The sequence below is a fragment of the Streptomyces sp. WMMC940 genome, assembly GCF_027460265.1.
Classification (GTDB): domain Bacteria; phylum Actinomycetota; class Actinomycetes; order Streptomycetales; family Streptomycetaceae; genus Streptomyces.
This window is the reverse complement of sequence record NZ_JAPZBC010000001.1, coordinates 4,164,986-4,180,421: the sequence shown is the minus strand read 5'-3', so window position 1 is coordinate 4,180,421 and position 15,436 is coordinate 4,164,986. Positions and strand designations below refer to the sequence as shown.

Sequence of the window (15,436 nt, the reverse complement as noted above, 5' to 3'; positions counted from 1 at the left end):
AGGGACCTACGAGTGACCCAGGTCCTCGTCCTGCGCGGTCGCCTCCACGTGGTCCGGGACCGAGCCGCTGTCCGGTGCCGGACGGAGCGGGAAGTCGTCCGACCGCATCGAGTCGAGCACCGGCGGCGCCGGCCGCGGCGGCTTCGGCATGACCGCCGCCTCGGAGTGCCCGCCGCACCCGTACGACAGCGACACGACCCGCCCGTCCGCGGGGGAGAACTCGTTCGCGCACACCCCGAACGCCTGCTTGAGCGACCCCGACAGCGGCATCAGGAAGCCGCAGGACTGGCACGACGCCGGCGCGGCCTGCGCCATCGGCGTCTTCGCGCCGAAGGAGTCCTCCCAGCGGTCCGCGGCGACGTGCAGGCCGTAGCGGGAGAGGACCCGCGCCCGGCGCATGCCGAGTTCCTCGGCCACGGAGGCGATCGCACCGCGTGACGGGGCGCGGGTCACGATCTCCGCGTCCTCGGCGTCGACGCGGTCGGCCATCTCCTCGGAGACCGCCGCGTTCGGTGGCGGCGCGTCCTCACCCGAATAGCCGGGCTCGAGCCGCAGGTCCTCCGCGTCCGTGGGCAGCAGATCGCCCGGCCCGAGGTCACCAGGCCGCAGCCGCTCGCTCCACGGCACCCACTCCGGCGCGAGCAGCGCGTCCGGACCCGGCAGGAGCACGGCCTCGTCGACCGTGACGTTCTTCGCGCGGGACGCGCGGGCCACCGTGACGGCCCAGCGCCAGCCCCGGTAGCCGGCCTCCTGGCACTCGAAGAAATGGGTGACGACCCGGTCGCCCTCGGACGCGAGCGAGACGTGCTCACCCACCACCCCGGGCGCGGCGGCCTCGTCGGCGGCCGCCCGGGCGAGGTCTACCGCCTCGGCGCACAGACGGTCGGGGGTACGGCTTCGCGTCGTCGCAGCACTCACAGGTCTCGCTTCTCTCCTACGCCGTCTCACGGGTGCGCCTGGCCGATTCGCGATGTACGAGCAGCGGGCGGAGCGGACCAGAGGGCCGCATCGACGTCCGCACCCGGGCACTCTGTCTCGGGCACACCTACCGTCACCCATTCTGCGGGATGGCGAAAAGGCGCGCGGCCGGGAACTACCGCCGGTGGCGCGCTACGCACGCTACCCCCTCTGTGGCGCGCCGCCCACCTGCCCGTCCGAATCCCGGTTCGGGTCGGCTGCGCGTAGGGCACTATGACGACGTGACAGCCGCGAGGTCGTCCGGCGCTCCCGGGCCGCTGAGCAGGGCGTGCCGAGCCGTCGGCCGCGCCCTGCACCTGCCGTTCACCCGAACGGCCAGAGGCATCCGGCGGGCCACCCACGCGCACGGCGCGGGCGAGTCCGGACTGGGCAAGCTGATCGAACTGCACGCGGTCAACGGCGCCGGCGACGTCATGATCACCGTCGCACTGGCGTCGACCGTGTTCTTCTCCGTCCCCACCGACGAGGCCCGCGGGCGGGTCGCGCTCTACCTGGCGATCACCATGGCGCCGTTCACGCTGCTGGCCCCGGTGATCGGCCCGCTGCTGGACCATGTTCCGCACGGCCGCCGTGCGGCGATGGCGGGCACGATGACGGCCCGCGCGCTGCTGGCACTGACCATGTCGGGCGCGGTCGCGACGGGCGGCATCGAGCTGTACCCGGCGGCACTCGGCGTACTGGTGTGCTCGAAGGCGTACGGGGTGATCCGCAGCGCCGTCGTGCCGCGTCTGCTGCCGACGGGGTTCGCCCTGGTGAAGGCGAACTCGCGGGTGACGCTGGCCGGGCTGCTGGCCACGGGCATCGCCGCGCCGATCGGCGCCGGCCCTCCAGCAGATCGGCCCCGCCTGGCCGCTGTACGGCGCGTGCGCGATCTTCGCCGCGGGCACGTTCCTCTCGTTGAGCATGCCGCCCAAGGTCGACTCGGCGAAGGGCGAACGGAAGGCGCACATCCTGACGCACGGCGAGCGGAAGCCGAGTCTGCGGACCGTCGGCCCGTCCGTGCTGCACGGACTCCAGGCGAACGTGGCCCACCGCATGCTGTCGGGTTTCCTCATCTTCTTCCTGGCCTTCCTGCTGCGCGTCCATCCGCTGGCGGGGCAGAGCGCGGCCGCCTCGCTGGTGATGGTGGGCGTCGCCGCGGGGATCGGGAACGCCTGCGGAACGGCGATCGGAGCGTGGGTGCGCAACCGGCCTCCGGAGGTGATCGTCGCCACGGGACTGACGCTGGCGCTGTCCGCGGCGGTGCTCGCGGCGGTGTTCTTCAGTCCGCTGATGGTGGCGGTGCTGGGCGCGGTGGCCGGGCTTTCCCAGGCGCTGTCGAAGCTGTCCCTGGACGCGATGATCCAGCGCGACGTCCCGGAGTCGGTACGGACCTCGGCCTTCGCCCGCTCGGAGACGCTCCTGCAGATGTCGTGGGTGGTCGGCGGGGCGATCGGGATCTCGCTGCCCCTGAACGGCGTGGTGGGCATGTCCATGGCGGCGGGCATCCTGGCACTGGGCGCGGTGCTGGCGCTGCGCGGACTGCTCGTGGCGTCCCGACGCAGCACGACGGCGCCGACGCGGATCACGGTGGCGCCCCGCGTACGGTGAGGCGGCCGCACGGTGGGCTCCGGAGCACGGGTCCCACCGGGGCGCGGCGAGACCCGCGGCCGGGGGTCGCGGACGGCGCAGGGTGGACGGGCGGACCTGCGGACGGGCGGGCGGGCGGAGCCATCGGGGACGCCACGCCGCACCCCCGCGCTGCGGGACACCGGGCGCCCGATAGCCTTCGGACCATGACCGTTGCGTTCCTCTCCGGCAAGCGCCGCCGGGCCGCCGCCGCCCTCGGCGCCGTGTCCGCCGGCCTCCTCGTACTCTCCGCCTGCGACAAGCCGACGCCGCTCGCGACCGTGACGGTCGGGACGACCTCGGTGCACACCGAAGCCGCCTGCTACAACGACGGCCGGGCCATCAAGGAGTCGCAGATCCAGGACTGCCTCAACGAGAAGGCCGAGAAGTCCATCACCGTCGCGCCGGACGACAAGATCCGCTTCGGTGTCGAGCCCGAGATCGCCGAGAACGGCTGGACGATCTTCATCGGCGGCGAACGCGCCGAGCAGGAGCCGTACCACAAGACGTACCGGACGATCCCGGCCAGCGCCTTCTTCACCAGCCCGACGACCGGTGAGCCCTCCAGTTCCGCGCAGGTGTCCATCGTGGAGACCTCGGGCAAGAAGCTGACCGGAATCTGGCACTTCAAGCTCGCCCAGGACTGAGCGCCGACCGTAACGGCTCAGCCATGCGCGTACTCGTCGTCACCGCGGTGCGGGCGGAGGCCGACTCCGCCGCCGCCGGGCTCGCCCCCGGCGGCCCCGTGACCGCCCACCGCATCCCGGGCGGTCACACCCTGCACCGCTGCGCGGGCGCGGGGACGACGGTGGACGTCATGGCCGGGGGCGTCGGTCCCGCAGCGGCGGCCGCGGCGACGGCCACGGCACTGACGGCCGCGACGGCGGCCGCGCCCGGCGCTCCCGCGTACGACCTGGTCGTGTCCGCCGGGATCGGCGGCGGTTTCGCGGGCATCGCCCCGCCGGTCACGCTCGTGGTCGCGGACGCGATCGTCGCCGCCGACCTGGGCGCGCAGACACCCGACGGGCACCTGCCGGTCGAGGAACTGGGCTTCGGGCGTTCCGTGCACCCGCCCGCCGCGCTGTCGGAGCGGATCGCCGAGGCACTGGGCGCGGTACACGGGCCCGTCCTCACGGTGTCGACCGTCACCGGCACCGCCGACCGCGCCGCCGAGCTGACCGCACGTCACCCCCGCGCCGCCGTCGAGGCGATGGAGGGGTTCGGGGTGGCCGAGGCCGCCGCGACGCACGGCGTTCCCGTCGTCGAGATCCGCGCCGTGTCCAACGCCGTCGGCCCCCGAGACCGGGCGGCCTGGCGCATCGGCGAGGCCCTGGACGCCCTGCGGAACGCTTTCCGGCTGCTGCGCCCCGTCCTCGAGGAGGAGGCCCGATGAGCAAGATCAAGATCGCCTACTCGCCCTGCCCGAACGACACGTTCGTCTTCGACGCATGGGCGCACGGACGGGTCCCGGGCGCGCCCCGCCTCGACGTGACGTTCGCGGACATCGACATCACCAACGGCATGGCCGAGCGCGGTGAGTTCGACGTCCTGAAGGTCTCCTACGCGGTGCTGCCGTACGTCCTCGACGAGTACGCGCTGCTGCCCTGTGGCGGCGCGCTGGGCCGGGGCTGCGGCCCGCTCGTGCTCACCCGGGAGCCGGGCACGGACCTGAGCGACGCGACCGTAGCCGTGCCGAGCGAGAGGTCGACGGCGTACCTGCTGTTCCGGCTGTGGGCCGCGGACGTGCTGCCGGAGGGGGTCGGCCGGGTCGTCGTCCTGCCGTTCCACGAGATCATGCCGGCCGTGCGGGACGGCAAGGTGGACGCCGGACTCGTGATCCACGAGGCGCGGTTCACCTATCAGGAGTACGGCCTGAACTGCCTGGCCGACATGGGAGAGCACTGGGAGACCACGACCGGACTGCCGATCCCGCTCGGCGCGATCATCGCCAAGCGTTCGCTGGGCCCGGAGCTGCTGGACCTCCTTGCCGAATCCGCTCGCACGTCCGTCCGCATGGCCTGGGACGACCCGTTGGCGTCGCGCCCGTACGTGATGGAGCACGCCCAGGAGATGGACCCGGCCGTCGCCGACCAGCACATCGGGCTCTACGTCAACGAGTTCACCGCCGACCTCGGCGAGGCGGGTTACGCGGCCGTCCGCGGCCTCCTCACGCGTGCCGCGGCCGAGGGGCTCGTACCTCCCCTCGGCCGCGAGGCGTTGTCCTTCGTCCGGCCGCACCGCCTCTGACGCGCGGACCTCGGCCGACCGCGGCGCCGCCCCTCCGGAGGGGCGGCGCCGCGACGGTCAGACGTCGAGCTGGTCGGCGACCGCGCGCAGCAGGCCCGCGATCTTCTTGCCGTGGGCCTTGTCCGGGTAGCGGCCCCGCTCCAGCTGCGGGGTGATGTTCTCCAGGAGCGTCGTCAGGTCCTGCACGATCGACGCCAGCTCGTCCGGCTTGCGGCGCTGTGCGGCGGCCACGGAGGGGGTCGGGTCGAGAACCGTGACCGAGAGTGCCTGGTCACCGCGCTGTCCCGCGACGACGCCGAACTCGACCCGCTGACCGGGCTTCAGGCTGTCGACTCCGTCAGGAAGCACCGACGAGTGGACGAAGACGTCGCCGCCGTCGTCGCGGGAGAGAAAGCCGAAGCCCTTCTCGCTGTTGAACCACTTGACCTTGCCGGTAGGCACGTCTGTCCTCGTCCTCGTACTCGTCGGGAATTGCGAAAAAACGGTCTGGATAGCACTGCAGCGGGCCGCCCGACCCGCCACCACACAAGGCTAATGGTCCGGGGGCCACTGACAAGACGTCCCCGGTGGTTCCTACGCGCTGGGAACTACCCTGGTCGGGTGACTCATGAAACCCAAGCGAATTCGGCCGGTCCCGGCGACGGGCTGGTCCGTGCCGGCGCGATCGTCTTCATCATCGGCGCCGTGGCCACTCTCGTCACCGTGGCCCCTCTGTTCCTCGGCACCGAGCCGTTTCCGACGGCCGCGTACCTCGTGAGCATGCTGATGGGCGTCGGCTTCCTGGTCGCGGGCATCGGTGTGCTCCGGTCGATCGCCGCGCAGCGCCGTGCGGCGCGCCCGTCCGCGCCGTCCGCCCCCTCCGTGTAGGCGCAGCGGTTCAACGCCGGGCAGCCCCGCCGCGGTCCCCGCCGGTGCGAGAGCAGCGGTCCCCGCCGGTGCGTGAGGGCTGCCGTCCTCCACCGGACAGCGGCTCTCATCAGGCTGTCGCTGCCGAGCCCGCGTACCCGGCGAGCCAGGCGGGGAACGCGGTGAGGTCGGGGAGGACGACGTCCGCGCCCGCCTCGCGCAGCTCCAACTCGTCGCACGGACCGGTCGGCACGGCGACCGACAGCGCCCCCGCGGTGCGCGCGCCCCGTACGTCGCCGACGTGGTCGCCCACGTACACCCGGGCGTCGTGCTCGCGCAACGCCTCCCCCTTGGCCTCCGCCCACAGCCATCCGATGACTTCGTCGGGCTCGATGCCGAGATGGGCGAGATGCGTCTTGGCGTTCGGCTCGTGCTTGGCGGTGACGACGATCGCGCGCCCGCCGAGCGCCTGGACCGCGGCGACGGCCTCCCGGGCGCCGGGCATCGCCGGGGTCGGGGATATGGCGTACTCGGGGTAGAGCTCGCGGTAGCGGTCGCCCATCTCCAGGATCCGGTCGTCCGGGAACCAGTGCGCGAGCTCCTGCTCCAGCGGCGGCCCCAGCCGGGTGACCGCGAGGTCGGCGTCTATCCACACGCCGGTCTCCGCGGAGAGCGCCCGGTAGGCGGCCCGGATGCCGGGACGCGAGTCGATCAGCGTCATGTCGAGGTCGAAGCCGATGGTGAGCGGTCGGGTCAGCGGTTCCGAGGCGGCCATGGGTGCCATTGTGCCCGGGGCCCTGGAGTGCCCGGGGTGACGGGTGACCACACCGCCCCATCCCGCACCCGCCCCACCACGGACGCACGGCCTCACCGCACCCGCCCCACCACGGACGCACGGACGCACGGCCTCACCGCAGGCGCGACGTCAGCGGCGGCAGGCGCGACGTCAGCGGCGGCAGGCGCGACGTCAGCGGCGGCGGGCGCGCCAGAGGAGGAAGAGGGCCGACGCCACCGCCGCGCCGCGCACGACCCACGGCCACGCCCCCGTCAGCGCCTCCCGCATCGCGTCGCCGCCCGGGGCGATCGGGTCGCCCCACCGGCCCTCGACGCGGCCCCAGATCCAGACCGCCGCGCTGGTGGCGACGAGCCCGGGGATGCCGAGGACCGCGAACTTCGCCTCGGTGCGGGAGAGGGCGCGGGTGGCGTAGGCGAGCAGCCAGCCGCCGGCCAGGGCGACCAGCGAGCCCAGGACCGCGCCCACGGCGAGGAGCATCGCGGCGAACAGCACCATGGGGTTGCCGAGCGCGAGGCGGCCGCCCCCGCGGGACGGCGCGGGCACGACCGGCGGCTCACCCGTGGAAGCACCGGCGGCATCGGCACCCGGGGCACCCACCGCCCCGGCGCGCCGCCACCGCGGAAACCGTCGGCGCCGCGCCGTGCCCGGCTTCTCCGGCCCGCCACCGCCACGCTCGCCGTCCTCCTCGTCCTTCCGCGGTGGCCGCAGCAGCTCCGGGATCTCCACCCCGCCGACGAACGCGCCGAAGTCGGCCTCCTCGAAACGCCCGCGTTCGATCCGCCACCACTCGGGTTCCCGGGCACCCGGGACCGTTCCGGGGGCCGCCGCGGCGGCGGACGCTCCCGCGGCTCCGGCCTCCGGCGCCCCCGACCGCTGCTCGGGCACGGACGCGGGAGCCGTCCCGGCGGCGGCCTCCGTCCCGGCGGTCCCGTCCGGAGAGGGGCGGCGGCCGTGCTCGGGGCTCGCCCCGTCCACCACCTCGTCGGGGCTGCCGAGCCGTCCGAGAATGCGCTGGACGGCCGCCGGGCTGTCGGTGCCGTACCTGGCGCGCTGCCGGTCGATCTCGTTACGCAGCGACGACACGAGCTGCATCCTGGTGCCGGACGGCAGCTGGCGCTGCTGCGCCAGATCGCCGACCCGGCTCAGGTAGTCGAAGACAAGCTGATCGCTCTCGATCCCCACGGTTGCCCCTCCACAGCGCGCCCGTCCCGGCGCCCGGTCCTGACGTTAGCGCCTTGGCAGGGGCTAACGTGGGGCGGATGGGGACCGGTGAGCTCGATCGGGAGGCGCACGTGCCCGCAGGAACGTCCGCAGGGACACCGGCAGGACGACCCGCGCGCGAAGCGGGAGGCACCACCGGGGCGGCAGGACGCCCGCACGACGGCGCCGCCGCGCGCAGGCCCGCGGACACCCGGGGCGGGGAGGCCGCGCACTCGGTGCCCGGCACCCACGGCGGCACGGACGCACTCCCCGGCACCGCCGACCGCACCGCGGCCCCGCCCCGTACCCTCGCCGAGGCCCTGCGGAACCGCGGCGACCGGGGGCTGGCCGCGCTGCTGCGCGCCCGCCCGGATCTGCTGAGCCCGGTACCGAACGACCTGACGCAGCTCGCGACCCGCGCCGGCACCCGGGCCTCCGTCGTCAGGGCACTGGAACGGCTGGACCGGTTCGCCCAGCAGACCGCCCAGGCCCTGGCCGTGGCCGCGGAGCCCACGTCGTACGGGACGCTGCTCGCACTGCTCAGCGGCGACGACGGCGACCCCGCGGTCGAGGCGGCGCTCCCGCGCGCGCTCGGCGTGCTGCGCGAGCAGGCGCTGGTCTGGGGCGACGACGACCGGCTGCGGCTGGTGCGGACCGCACGCGAACTGCTCGCGCCGTCACCTCAGCACCCGTCCCCGACGGGTCTCGGCCCGACGGTCGCCGAGGCCACCTCGGGGATGTCGCCGGGCCGGCTGCAGGAGATCCTCGCCGCCGCGGGGCTGCCGACGACCCATGACCCGGTGTCGGCCGTGGCGTCGCTGACCTCGCTGTTCACCGAACGGGACCGGATGACGGCGCTGCTGGACTCGGCGCCCGCGGAGGCGCTGGCGGTACTGGACCGTCTGGTGTGGGGCCCGCCGTACGGGACGGTGGCTCCGCCGGGCGACTCCTCGGGCGCGGCGGACTCGACGCCGGTGCGATGGCTGCGGGACCGGGGTCTGCTGCTGCCCTCGTCGCCGCGGACGGTGGTCCTGCCGCGCGAGGTGGCGCTCCATCTGCGCGGCGGGCGGGCACACCGCGAACCGGAACCGGTGGCGCCCGAGGTCCGGGTCGCCGCCGAACACCGTCCACAGATTGTGGACAGCACGGCGGCAGGCCAGGCGTACACCGCGCTCGCCACCGTCGAGGATCTGCTGAAGAACTGGCAGACGGGCGGGCCGGCGGTGCTGCGGGCGGGCGGCCTGAGCGTCCGCGATCTGAAGCGGACCGCGGCCGCGCTCGACGTCTCCGAGCAGATCGCCTCGTTCTGGTTGGAACTCGCCTACGCGGCGGGCCTGCTCGCCTCCGACGGCGGCGAGGGTACATCCCGTGCCGGCACGGCCACGGGAGAGGAGCGGTTCGCGCCGACGCCCGCGTACGACGAGTGGCTGGACCTGCCCGCGGCCTCGCGCTGGACGGCCCTCGCGACGGCCTGGCTCACCGCCACCCGGACGCCCGGGCTGGTCGGCGGCCAGGACGCCAAGGGCCGAACGCTCGCGGCGCTCGGCCCGGACCTGGACCGCGGTGCCGCCCCCGAGGTGCGTCACCGCGTCCTGGCCCTGCTGGCCGAGCTGCCCTCGGGCGCCGCCCCGGACCAGGAATCGGTCCTCGCCCGGCTCCGCTGGGAGCGACCGGTCCGCACCCCGGCACCGACTCCCGGCCTCCCCGAGTCCTCCGATCTGCGCTCCCGCATCGCCATGTGGACCCTGGCCGAGGCGGAACACCTGGGACTGACCGGCCGCGGTGCCCTCTCCACCGCCGCCCGCACCCTCCTGGCCACCCCGGCGACCGCCGCGACGGAACTTCCCACCCCGACACTTCCCCCGACGGCACTCCCAGCGACGCCGATTCCCGCGACGGCCGACCACCCCGGAGGACAGCCCGGCCCCGGCGCGGTCCCGGGCACGCCGGACGCCCCGCGGGAGCCGGCCGGGAGCGGCCCCGCGCGGCCCGGCCCGCACGGCCACGCCGCTCTCGCCGCGCGGGCCGCTCTCGCCGCCGGGGTGATCGCCCCCCTGCTGCCCGAACCGCTCGACCACGTACTCCTCCAGGCGGACCTCACCGCCGTCGCACCGGGCCCGCTGGAGCGCCCGCTGGCGGAGGCCCTGGGCGTCCTTGCGGACGTGGAATCGAAGGGTGGCGCGACGGTCTACCGGTTTACGCCGGCGTCCGTACGGCGGGCCCTGGACGCCGGGCAGGCCGCGGCGGACCTGCACGCCTTCCTCGCCAAGCACAGCCGTACCCCGGTGCCGCAGCCGCTGAGCTACCTCATCGACGACGTGGCCCGCAAGCACGGCCATCTGCGCATCGGCGCCGCCTCCGCCTACGTCCGCTGCGACGACGACGCGCTGCTCGACGAGATCACGGCCGACCGCCGCTCCCGGGGTCTGCGGATGCGCCGGCTCGCGCCCACCGTGCTGGCCGCCCAGGCCGACCCGGCCACGCTGCTCGAAGGGCTGCGGGCCATGGGGTACGCCCCGGCCGCGGAGTCCGCGGAGGGCGATGTGCTGATCATCCGCGCGGACGCCCACCGCACCCCGCGCCGCACCCCGCCGGTGCCCGTTCCGGACGGGCCGCCCGCCCCGGACGACACGCTGCTCGCCACCGCGGTGAAGGCGATCCGGGCGGGCGACCTGGCCGCCACGGCCGTACGGAAGCCGGCACCGCACACCGGTGCGGGCGAACTGCCCCGCACCACCCCGGCCGAGACCCTCGCGACCGTGCAGGCGGCCGCGCTCACCGGGTCCGCGATCTGGATCGGATACGTCAACGCCGACGGGGCCGCGAGCCAACGGGTCATCGCCCCGGTCCGCGTCGAAGGCGGATTCGTCACCGCGTACGACCACACCGCCGACGAGGTGCGCACCTACCCCCTGCACCGCATCACCGGCGTCGCCGAACTCGCCGACGAACCGGCCTGAGCCCCCGTCCCGCCCACGGCCCGCACGAGGCGGACGCCCCGGACGCCACGGCGATTCCGCGAACCATGCGTACAGCGGCGGGGATTCCCGCCCGAAAGTGATCGATTCCCCACCCAGGGACGACCTCGGCATGCCGCTTCCGGGCCACGGGCAGTCACCCGCCGTTCCACTGACGCACCCGGGCCCGTCGGGCCACGGGACAGCCGGAAGGAAGGTCGTTCCATGCGTGGTGTCACCACCACCCTCGTCGCCGCAGCCGCGTCCCCGGGCGCGACGGCCGCACGGGCCTCGGCGGCCGGCATCGATCCCGGCGGCGGACCCACGCCGTAGTCGAGCGTGGGGTGAGCCGGATGGCGGCCTTCCTGGTGGCCTCCACGCTCACCGAGCCGGGCCAGGATCCGCTGAAGCCCAGGACGGTCAGGACCACGCGAGCAGCCGGAGACGTCGACGTCCACGGCCATGGCCTGCCGGCCACGGGCCGTGCACAGCGCCTCACAGGCCGCACGCTGACGCTCCGGCGAGGTAGAGTTCTCTGTTTCCCGCGAAAGGCGGACATGGATGGCCGCGCGCATTCCCGGCGCACCGGCCGAGACGCCCTTCGGGCGACGGGCGCGAGGCACGGCCCGAGACGTGACAGGTGTGGTGCCTGTCACGCAACGATCCTATCTGCGGAGGTATGTGTGTCCTGCCTGATCGTCCAGAGCGACAAGACCCTCCTGCTCGAGGTCGACCACGACCAGGCCGACGCCTGCCGCCGCGCCATCGCCCCCTTCGCCGAGCTGGAGCGTGCCCCCGAGCACATCCACACCTACCGCGTGACACCGCTCGGCCTCTGGAACGCCCGGGCGGCCGGGCACGACGCCGAGCAGGTCGTGGACGCGCTCGTCGAGTTCTCCCGCTACCCCGTCCCGCACGCCCTGCTCGTCGACGTGGCGGAGACGATGGCGCGCTACGGCCGCCTCACGCTCGTCAAGCACCCCACCCACGGCCTGGTGCTGACCACGACCGACCGGCCCGTGCTGGAGGAGGTTCTGCGCTCCAAGAAGGTCCAGCCACTGGTCGGCGCACGGATCGATCCGGACACGGTCGTCGTCCACCCCTCCGAGCGCGGTCAGATCAAGCAGACGCTGCTGAAGCTCGGCTGGCCCGCCGAGGACCACGCCGGTTATGTGGACGGCGAGGCCCACCGCATCGACCTGGACGAGTCCGGCTGGGCCCTGCGCCCGTACCAGAAGCATGCCGTCGAGGGCTTCTGGCACGGCGGCTCGGGCGTCGTCGTGCTCCCCTGCGGCGCGGGCAAGACGCTCGTGGGCGCCGGGGCGATGGCCCAGGCGAAGGCGACCACCCTCATCCTCGTCACCAACACCGTCTCCGCCCGCCAGTGGAAGCACGAGCTGATCAGGCGCACCTCGCTGACCGAGGAGGAGATCGGCGAGTACAGCGGTGCGAAGAAGGAGATCCGCCCGGTCACCATCGCCACGTACCAGGTGCTGACGACGAAGCGGAAGGGCATCTACCCGCACCTGGAGTTGTTCGACTCCCGCGACTGGGGCCTGATCGTCTACGACGAGGTCCATCTGCTGCCCGCGCCGGTCTTCAAGTTCACCGCGGATCTGCAGGCCCGCCGCCGGCTCGGCCTGACGGCGACGCTCGTGCGCGAGGACGGCCGCGAGTCGGACGTCTTCTCGCTGATCGGCCCGAAGCGGTTCGACGCTCCCTGGAAGGAGATCGAGGCCCAGGGGTACATCGCGCCCGCCGACTGCGTCGAGGTCCGGGTCAATCTGACGGACTCCGAGCGGCTCGCCTACGCGACGGCGGAGACCGAGGAGAAGTACCGCTTCTGCGCCACCACCGACACCAAGCGGAAGATCACGGAAGCCCTCGTCCGCAAGCACGCGGGCCAGCAGACCCTGGTCATCGGCCAGTACATCGACCAGCTCGACGAACTCGGCGAGCACCTGGACGCGCCCGTCATCAAGGGCGAGACGCCGAACTCCCAGCGCGAGAAGCTCTTCGACGCGTTCCGCAACGGCGAGATCTCGGTGCTGGTCGTGTCCAAGGTCGCGAACTTCTCGATCGACCTGCCGGAGGCGACGATCGCGATCCAGGTCTCGGGCACCTTCGGCTCCCGCCAGGAGGAGGCCCAGCGTCTCGGCCGCGTCCTGCGCCCGAAGGCGGACGGCCACAAGGCCCACTTCTACTCGGTGGTGGCCCGCGACACGATCGACCAGGACTTCGCGGCCCACCGCCAGCGCTTCCTCGCCGAGCAGGGGTACGCGTACCGGATCGTGGACGCGGACGACCTGTCGGCTGACGGCTGACGGCTGACGGCTGACGGCTGACGGCTGACGGGAGACGGGAGACGGTTCCCGGCGGACGACCGGCGGGACACCGGAAGACGGCAGACGCTCCCGGCGGACGACCGACGGGACGCCGACGGCCGCTGCCGATGCCGGCCCCCGGAGATCCGTTGCTCGCTACCCTGGTCCCTGGTCCCCGGCACAGGACACCCGACGCGGGAACCCCGTCCAGGGGACGGCTGCGGATGACCGGACCGGCACGCGCGACGACGCCGGTACGCGCCACGGACCGGCACACACCACGGGGCCGGTACGCGAACGGCCCGAGGAGGACTCGATGCCGCACCACGACAGCTACGAGGTGCTCTTCACGGAGTCGGCGGCCCGTGACCGCGACCGCTTGGACCCGGTGCGCAGGGCCTCGTTCGACAAGGCGGTCGAGATCCTCGCCCGCGACCCGTACACCGAGCACTCCCGCCCGATAGGCCCCGGCGAGCAGGACCGCGAGATCCGGCTGACTTCGCAGGTCGTGGCCGAGTACATAATCTCGCGGGGGCGCCTGCTCCTCGTCGTCCTGCGGATCTTCGACGACGCGGACATCCTGCTCCCGGAGAGCTGACGCCACCGTGCCCGCGGGACCACCCGGCGGGCACGGCCCTGCCTGCGGGGGCAGGTCCCACGAGACAACCGGGGGATCAGCCCGCGGCCCTGGTGCCCGCACCCGCCGCCGCGTCGCCCGCCGCTTCCGTCCCCGGGGTCCCGCGCTGCCCGGGCAGCCCGCCGTCGCGGTCGCCTCCGTCGCGCGCCCGCAGGACCGCGATCGCCAAGACCGTCAGGCCCAGCGGCGCGTAGGGGGACGCCAACGGCTGCTGCCACCACGTCAGTCGGAGGTCCAGATCGCCCGCATGCGGTACGAGCCACATGCTGCGCGCCAGGAAGACCACTGCCATCAGCGCGGCGGTGCCCCTGCGCCCCTCGGCGATCAGGACCGCCAGCAGCGGGACGCACCACACCCAGTGGTGGGACCAGCTGATCGGCGCGACGAGCAGCGCGGCGAACGCGACGGCCAGCACGGCCCAGCGCTCCGGCGCCCGGCGGGCGGCCCACAGTGCCGCGACGGCGACGGGCAGCGCCGCCGCCCACACGGCGGCCGGTTCCGCCGTGTGCAGTACGCGCGCGAACACCCCCTGCAGCGACTGGTTGTCGACGATCCACGCCTCGCCGACCCGGTCGGTCTCGAAGATCCGCCGCGTCCAGAAGTCCGCGCTCGCCTCGGGGAGGACGAGCGCGCCGAGCAGGACGGTGCCGGCGAGGGACGCCAGCGCCGTGAGCCCCGCGCGGCGGCGTCCAGTGATCAGCAGCAGGACGATGAAGACGGCGGGGGTGAGTTTCACGCCCGCCGCGACTCCCAGGGCGAAGCCCTTGCCCACCGCGTCGTCCGGCCGGGACAGGTCCCACAGCACCAGACACACGAGTGCGAGGTTGATCTGGCCGAAGACGAGGGTCTGGAAGACGGGTTCGAGCCACAGCCCGAGGGCGGTGGCGGCCAGCACCGCGGGCACGGGCGCGGACAGCCCGGCGAAGCGGCAGGAGAGCCGGACGAGCAGGGCGAGGAGCAGCGCGTTCCCTGCGGCGAAGACGACCTTGAGGGCGGCGACCGGCAGCCAGGTCGTCGGCACGAACAGGATGGCGGCGAAGGGCGGGTAGGTGGCGGGCAGCTGCCAGTCCGTGACGGTGAAGCCGTAGAGGTCGGTGCCGTTGGCGACGGCCGCTCCCTCGGCGCGGTACACCAGGGTGTCCGCCATGGGGATGCGCTGAGCGACGCAGAGCGCGGCCAGCGCGGCGAGCGAGAGGACGAGAACGGCGGTCGCCTGGAGCGATCGGACGGTCACGGTCCGGTACGGAAGCGTCACGGCCGCGACCCTAGTGGATCAGCGGGCGGCGGTCCGTCGGCCGAGGGCACCGCCGGTACGGCGCGGTCCCCCGACGGCACGGGACCGGAGCACGGGCGGCCGGACGGAACGGCACGGCACGGCACGGCAGCCGAGCGGACGCACGGCCACGGACAGCGGCCGGACGCGGAAGACCACGGCACAGCGGCCCGGACGGAAGGCGGCCCGTCAGGAGGCTCCGACGGGACCCGGTCCGCCTCAGAGGTGGCGGCGGACGCCGGCCTCCTCGCTGTACTCACCGAGGACCGCGACGCCGAAGGCCGTGGTGACGAAGACCTTGACCGCGCGCAGCGCGTCGCCGAAACGGTGGGTGCGGTGGGCCGGGGCGCCGGTGGCGGTGGCTCCGCGACCGGGCCGGGACGCTGGGGTGAGGGTGACTGTACTCATGGGACCAGAATCGGTTCTCGGCGTCCGCGACACATCGACCTGCGGATTGAACGCCGGTCATGGACGCGTACGACTTCGGATAGAGGGCCTCCCCTACGGGACGGGCCCCGCCCCGCGAAATCCATTCGCCCCGGCTCGGCGGGCTGAGTAGAATCGCCCGTC

At 74.0% G+C, this 15,436-nt stretch carries 13 protein-coding genes and 2 pseudogenes; 8 read left to right on the top strand and 7 right to left on the bottom strand.

The annotated features are described in order from the left end of the window. Nucleotides 1-6 precede the first annotated feature (6 nt). A complete protein-coding gene (locus O7595_RS18440) occupies nt 7-918 on the bottom strand; it encodes a DUF3027 domain-containing protein (protein WP_269729745.1) in 912 nt (303 codons plus the stop codon). A 281-nt stretch (nt 919-1,199) separates the two neighbouring features. Here O7595_RS18440 and O7595_RS18435 point away from each other — a divergent pair. The 4 genes and pseudogenes from O7595_RS18435 to O7595_RS18420 all read left to right on the top strand — a co-directional run bounded on the left by O7595_RS18435 (nt 1,200) and on the right by O7595_RS18420 (nt 4,833). Beyond that, a pseudogene (locus O7595_RS18435) lies at nt 1,200-2,568 on the top strand (MFS transporter). A 185-nt stretch (nt 2,569-2,753) separates the two neighbouring features. Beyond that, entirely contained in the window at nt 2,754-3,233 is a 480-nt protein-coding gene (locus O7595_RS18430; RefSeq protein WP_269729744.1) for a DUF2771 domain-containing protein, read from the top strand. Between the two features lie 23 nt (nt 3,234-3,256). Further along, on the top strand, nt 3,257-3,979 hold the full coding sequence (locus O7595_RS18425) for a futalosine hydrolase (protein ID WP_269729743.1): 723 nt from the start codon (nt 3,257-3,259) through the stop codon (nt 3,977-3,979). Further along, complete coding sequence (locus tag O7595_RS18420; protein ID WP_269729742.1) at nt 3,976-4,833, top strand: 1,4-dihydroxy-6-naphthoate synthase; 858 nt, start codon at nt 3,976-3,978, stop codon at nt 4,831-4,833. The genes O7595_RS18425 and O7595_RS18420 overlap by 4 nt, the downstream gene beginning before the upstream one ends. 57 nt (nt 4,834-4,890) lie before the next feature. Here the strand turns inward: O7595_RS18420 and O7595_RS18415 are convergent, their stop codons facing one another. After that, nucleotides 4,891-5,274 carry a cold-shock protein gene (locus tag O7595_RS18415; protein ID WP_017946048.1) on the bottom strand — a complete coding sequence of 128 codons (384 nt, stop codon included), beginning with the start codon at nt 5,272-5,274 and terminating at the stop codon, nt 4,891-4,893. Between the two features lie 159 nt (nt 5,275-5,433). Here O7595_RS18415 and O7595_RS18410 point away from each other — a divergent pair, with 159 nt between their 5' ends. Beyond that, nucleotides 5,434-5,700: a hypothetical protein gene (locus O7595_RS18410; protein ID WP_269729741.1), complete on the top strand. Its 267-nt coding sequence runs from the start codon at nt 5,434-5,436 to the stop codon at nt 5,698-5,700. Nucleotides 5,701-5,809: 109 nt separating this feature from the next. Here the strand turns inward: O7595_RS18410 and O7595_RS18405 are convergent, their stop codons facing one another. Both O7595_RS18405 and O7595_RS18400 read right to left on the bottom strand, forming a co-directional pair. Further along, complete coding sequence (locus O7595_RS18405; RefSeq protein ID WP_269729740.1) at nt 5,810-6,463, bottom strand: HAD family hydrolase; 654 nt, start codon at nt 6,461-6,463, stop codon at nt 5,810-5,812. Nucleotides 6,464-6,646: 183 nt separating this feature from the next. Further along, nucleotides 6,647-7,657 carry a hypothetical protein gene (locus O7595_RS18400; protein ID WP_269729739.1) on the bottom strand — a complete coding sequence of 337 codons (1,011 nt, stop codon included), beginning with the start codon at nt 7,655-7,657 and terminating at the stop codon, nt 6,647-6,649. A 77-nt stretch (nt 7,658-7,734) separates the two neighbouring features. On the opposite strand from O7595_RS18400, the gene O7595_RS18395 reads away from it, so the two are divergent. Continuing rightward, on the top strand, nt 7,735-10,635 hold the full coding sequence (locus O7595_RS18395) for a helicase-associated domain-containing protein (RefSeq protein ID WP_269729738.1): 2,901 nt from the start codon (nt 7,735-7,737) through the stop codon (nt 10,633-10,635). Nucleotides 10,636-11,024: 389 nt separating this feature from the next. Here O7595_RS18395 and O7595_RS33900 read toward each other — a convergent pair. After that, nucleotides 11,025-11,207: pseudogene (locus O7595_RS33900) on the bottom strand (recombinase family protein); the annotation flags it as partial. Between the two features lie 108 nt (nt 11,208-11,315). Here O7595_RS33900 and O7595_RS18390 point away from each other — a divergent pair. Both O7595_RS18390 and O7595_RS18385 read left to right on the top strand, forming a co-directional pair. Beyond that, nucleotides 11,316-12,956: a DNA repair helicase XPB gene (locus tag O7595_RS18390; RefSeq protein ID WP_269729737.1), complete on the top strand. Its 1,641-nt coding sequence runs from the start codon at nt 11,316-11,318 to the stop codon at nt 12,954-12,956. Between the two features lie 316 nt (nt 12,957-13,272). After that, nucleotides 13,273-13,554, top strand: coding sequence for a type II toxin-antitoxin system RelE family toxin (locus O7595_RS18385; protein ID WP_138054564.1), 282 nt, complete (start codon nt 13,273-13,275; stop codon nt 13,552-13,554). 76 nt (nt 13,555-13,630) lie between these two features. On the opposite strand, the gene O7595_RS18380 is transcribed toward O7595_RS18385, so the two are convergent. Together O7595_RS18380 and O7595_RS18375 are read right to left on the bottom strand one after the other, a co-directional pair. Beyond that, on the bottom strand, nt 13,631-14,848 hold the full coding sequence (locus O7595_RS18380; protein ID WP_443071653.1) for a glycosyltransferase 87 family protein: 1,218 nt from the start codon (nt 14,846-14,848) through the stop codon (nt 13,631-13,633). Nucleotides 14,849-15,085: 237 nt separating this feature from the next. After that, nucleotides 15,086-15,274: a hypothetical protein gene (locus tag O7595_RS18375; protein WP_269729736.1), complete on the bottom strand. Its 189-nt coding sequence runs from the start codon at nt 15,272-15,274 to the stop codon at nt 15,086-15,088. Nucleotides 15,275-15,436 lie beyond the last annotated feature (162 nt).

Coding starts and splice junctions, on each gene's coding strand:
- O7595_RS18425 (WP_269729743.1), top strand. CDS start 3,257: ATGCGCGTACTCGTCGTCACCGCGGTGCGGGCGGAGGCCGACTCCGCC.
- O7595_RS18385 (WP_138054564.1), top strand. CDS start 13,273: ATGCCGCACCACGACAGCTACGAGGTGCTCTTCACGGAGTCGGCGGCC.
- O7595_RS18420 (WP_269729742.1), top strand. CDS start 3,976: ATGAGCAAGATCAAGATCGCCTACTCGCCCTGCCCGAACGACACGTTC.
- O7595_RS18375 (WP_269729736.1), bottom strand. CDS start 15,274: ATGAGTACAGTCACCCTCACCCCAGCGTCCCGGCCCGGTCGCGGAGCC.
- O7595_RS18430 (WP_269729744.1), top strand. CDS start 2,754: ATGACCGTTGCGTTCCTCTCCGGCAAGCGCCGCCGGGCCGCCGCCGCC.
- O7595_RS18405 (WP_269729740.1), bottom strand. CDS start 6,463: ATGGCACCCATGGCCGCCTCGGAACCGCTGACCCGACCGCTCACCATC.
- O7595_RS18395 (WP_269729738.1), top strand. CDS start 7,735: ATGGGGACCGGTGAGCTCGATCGGGAGGCGCACGTGCCCGCAGGAACG.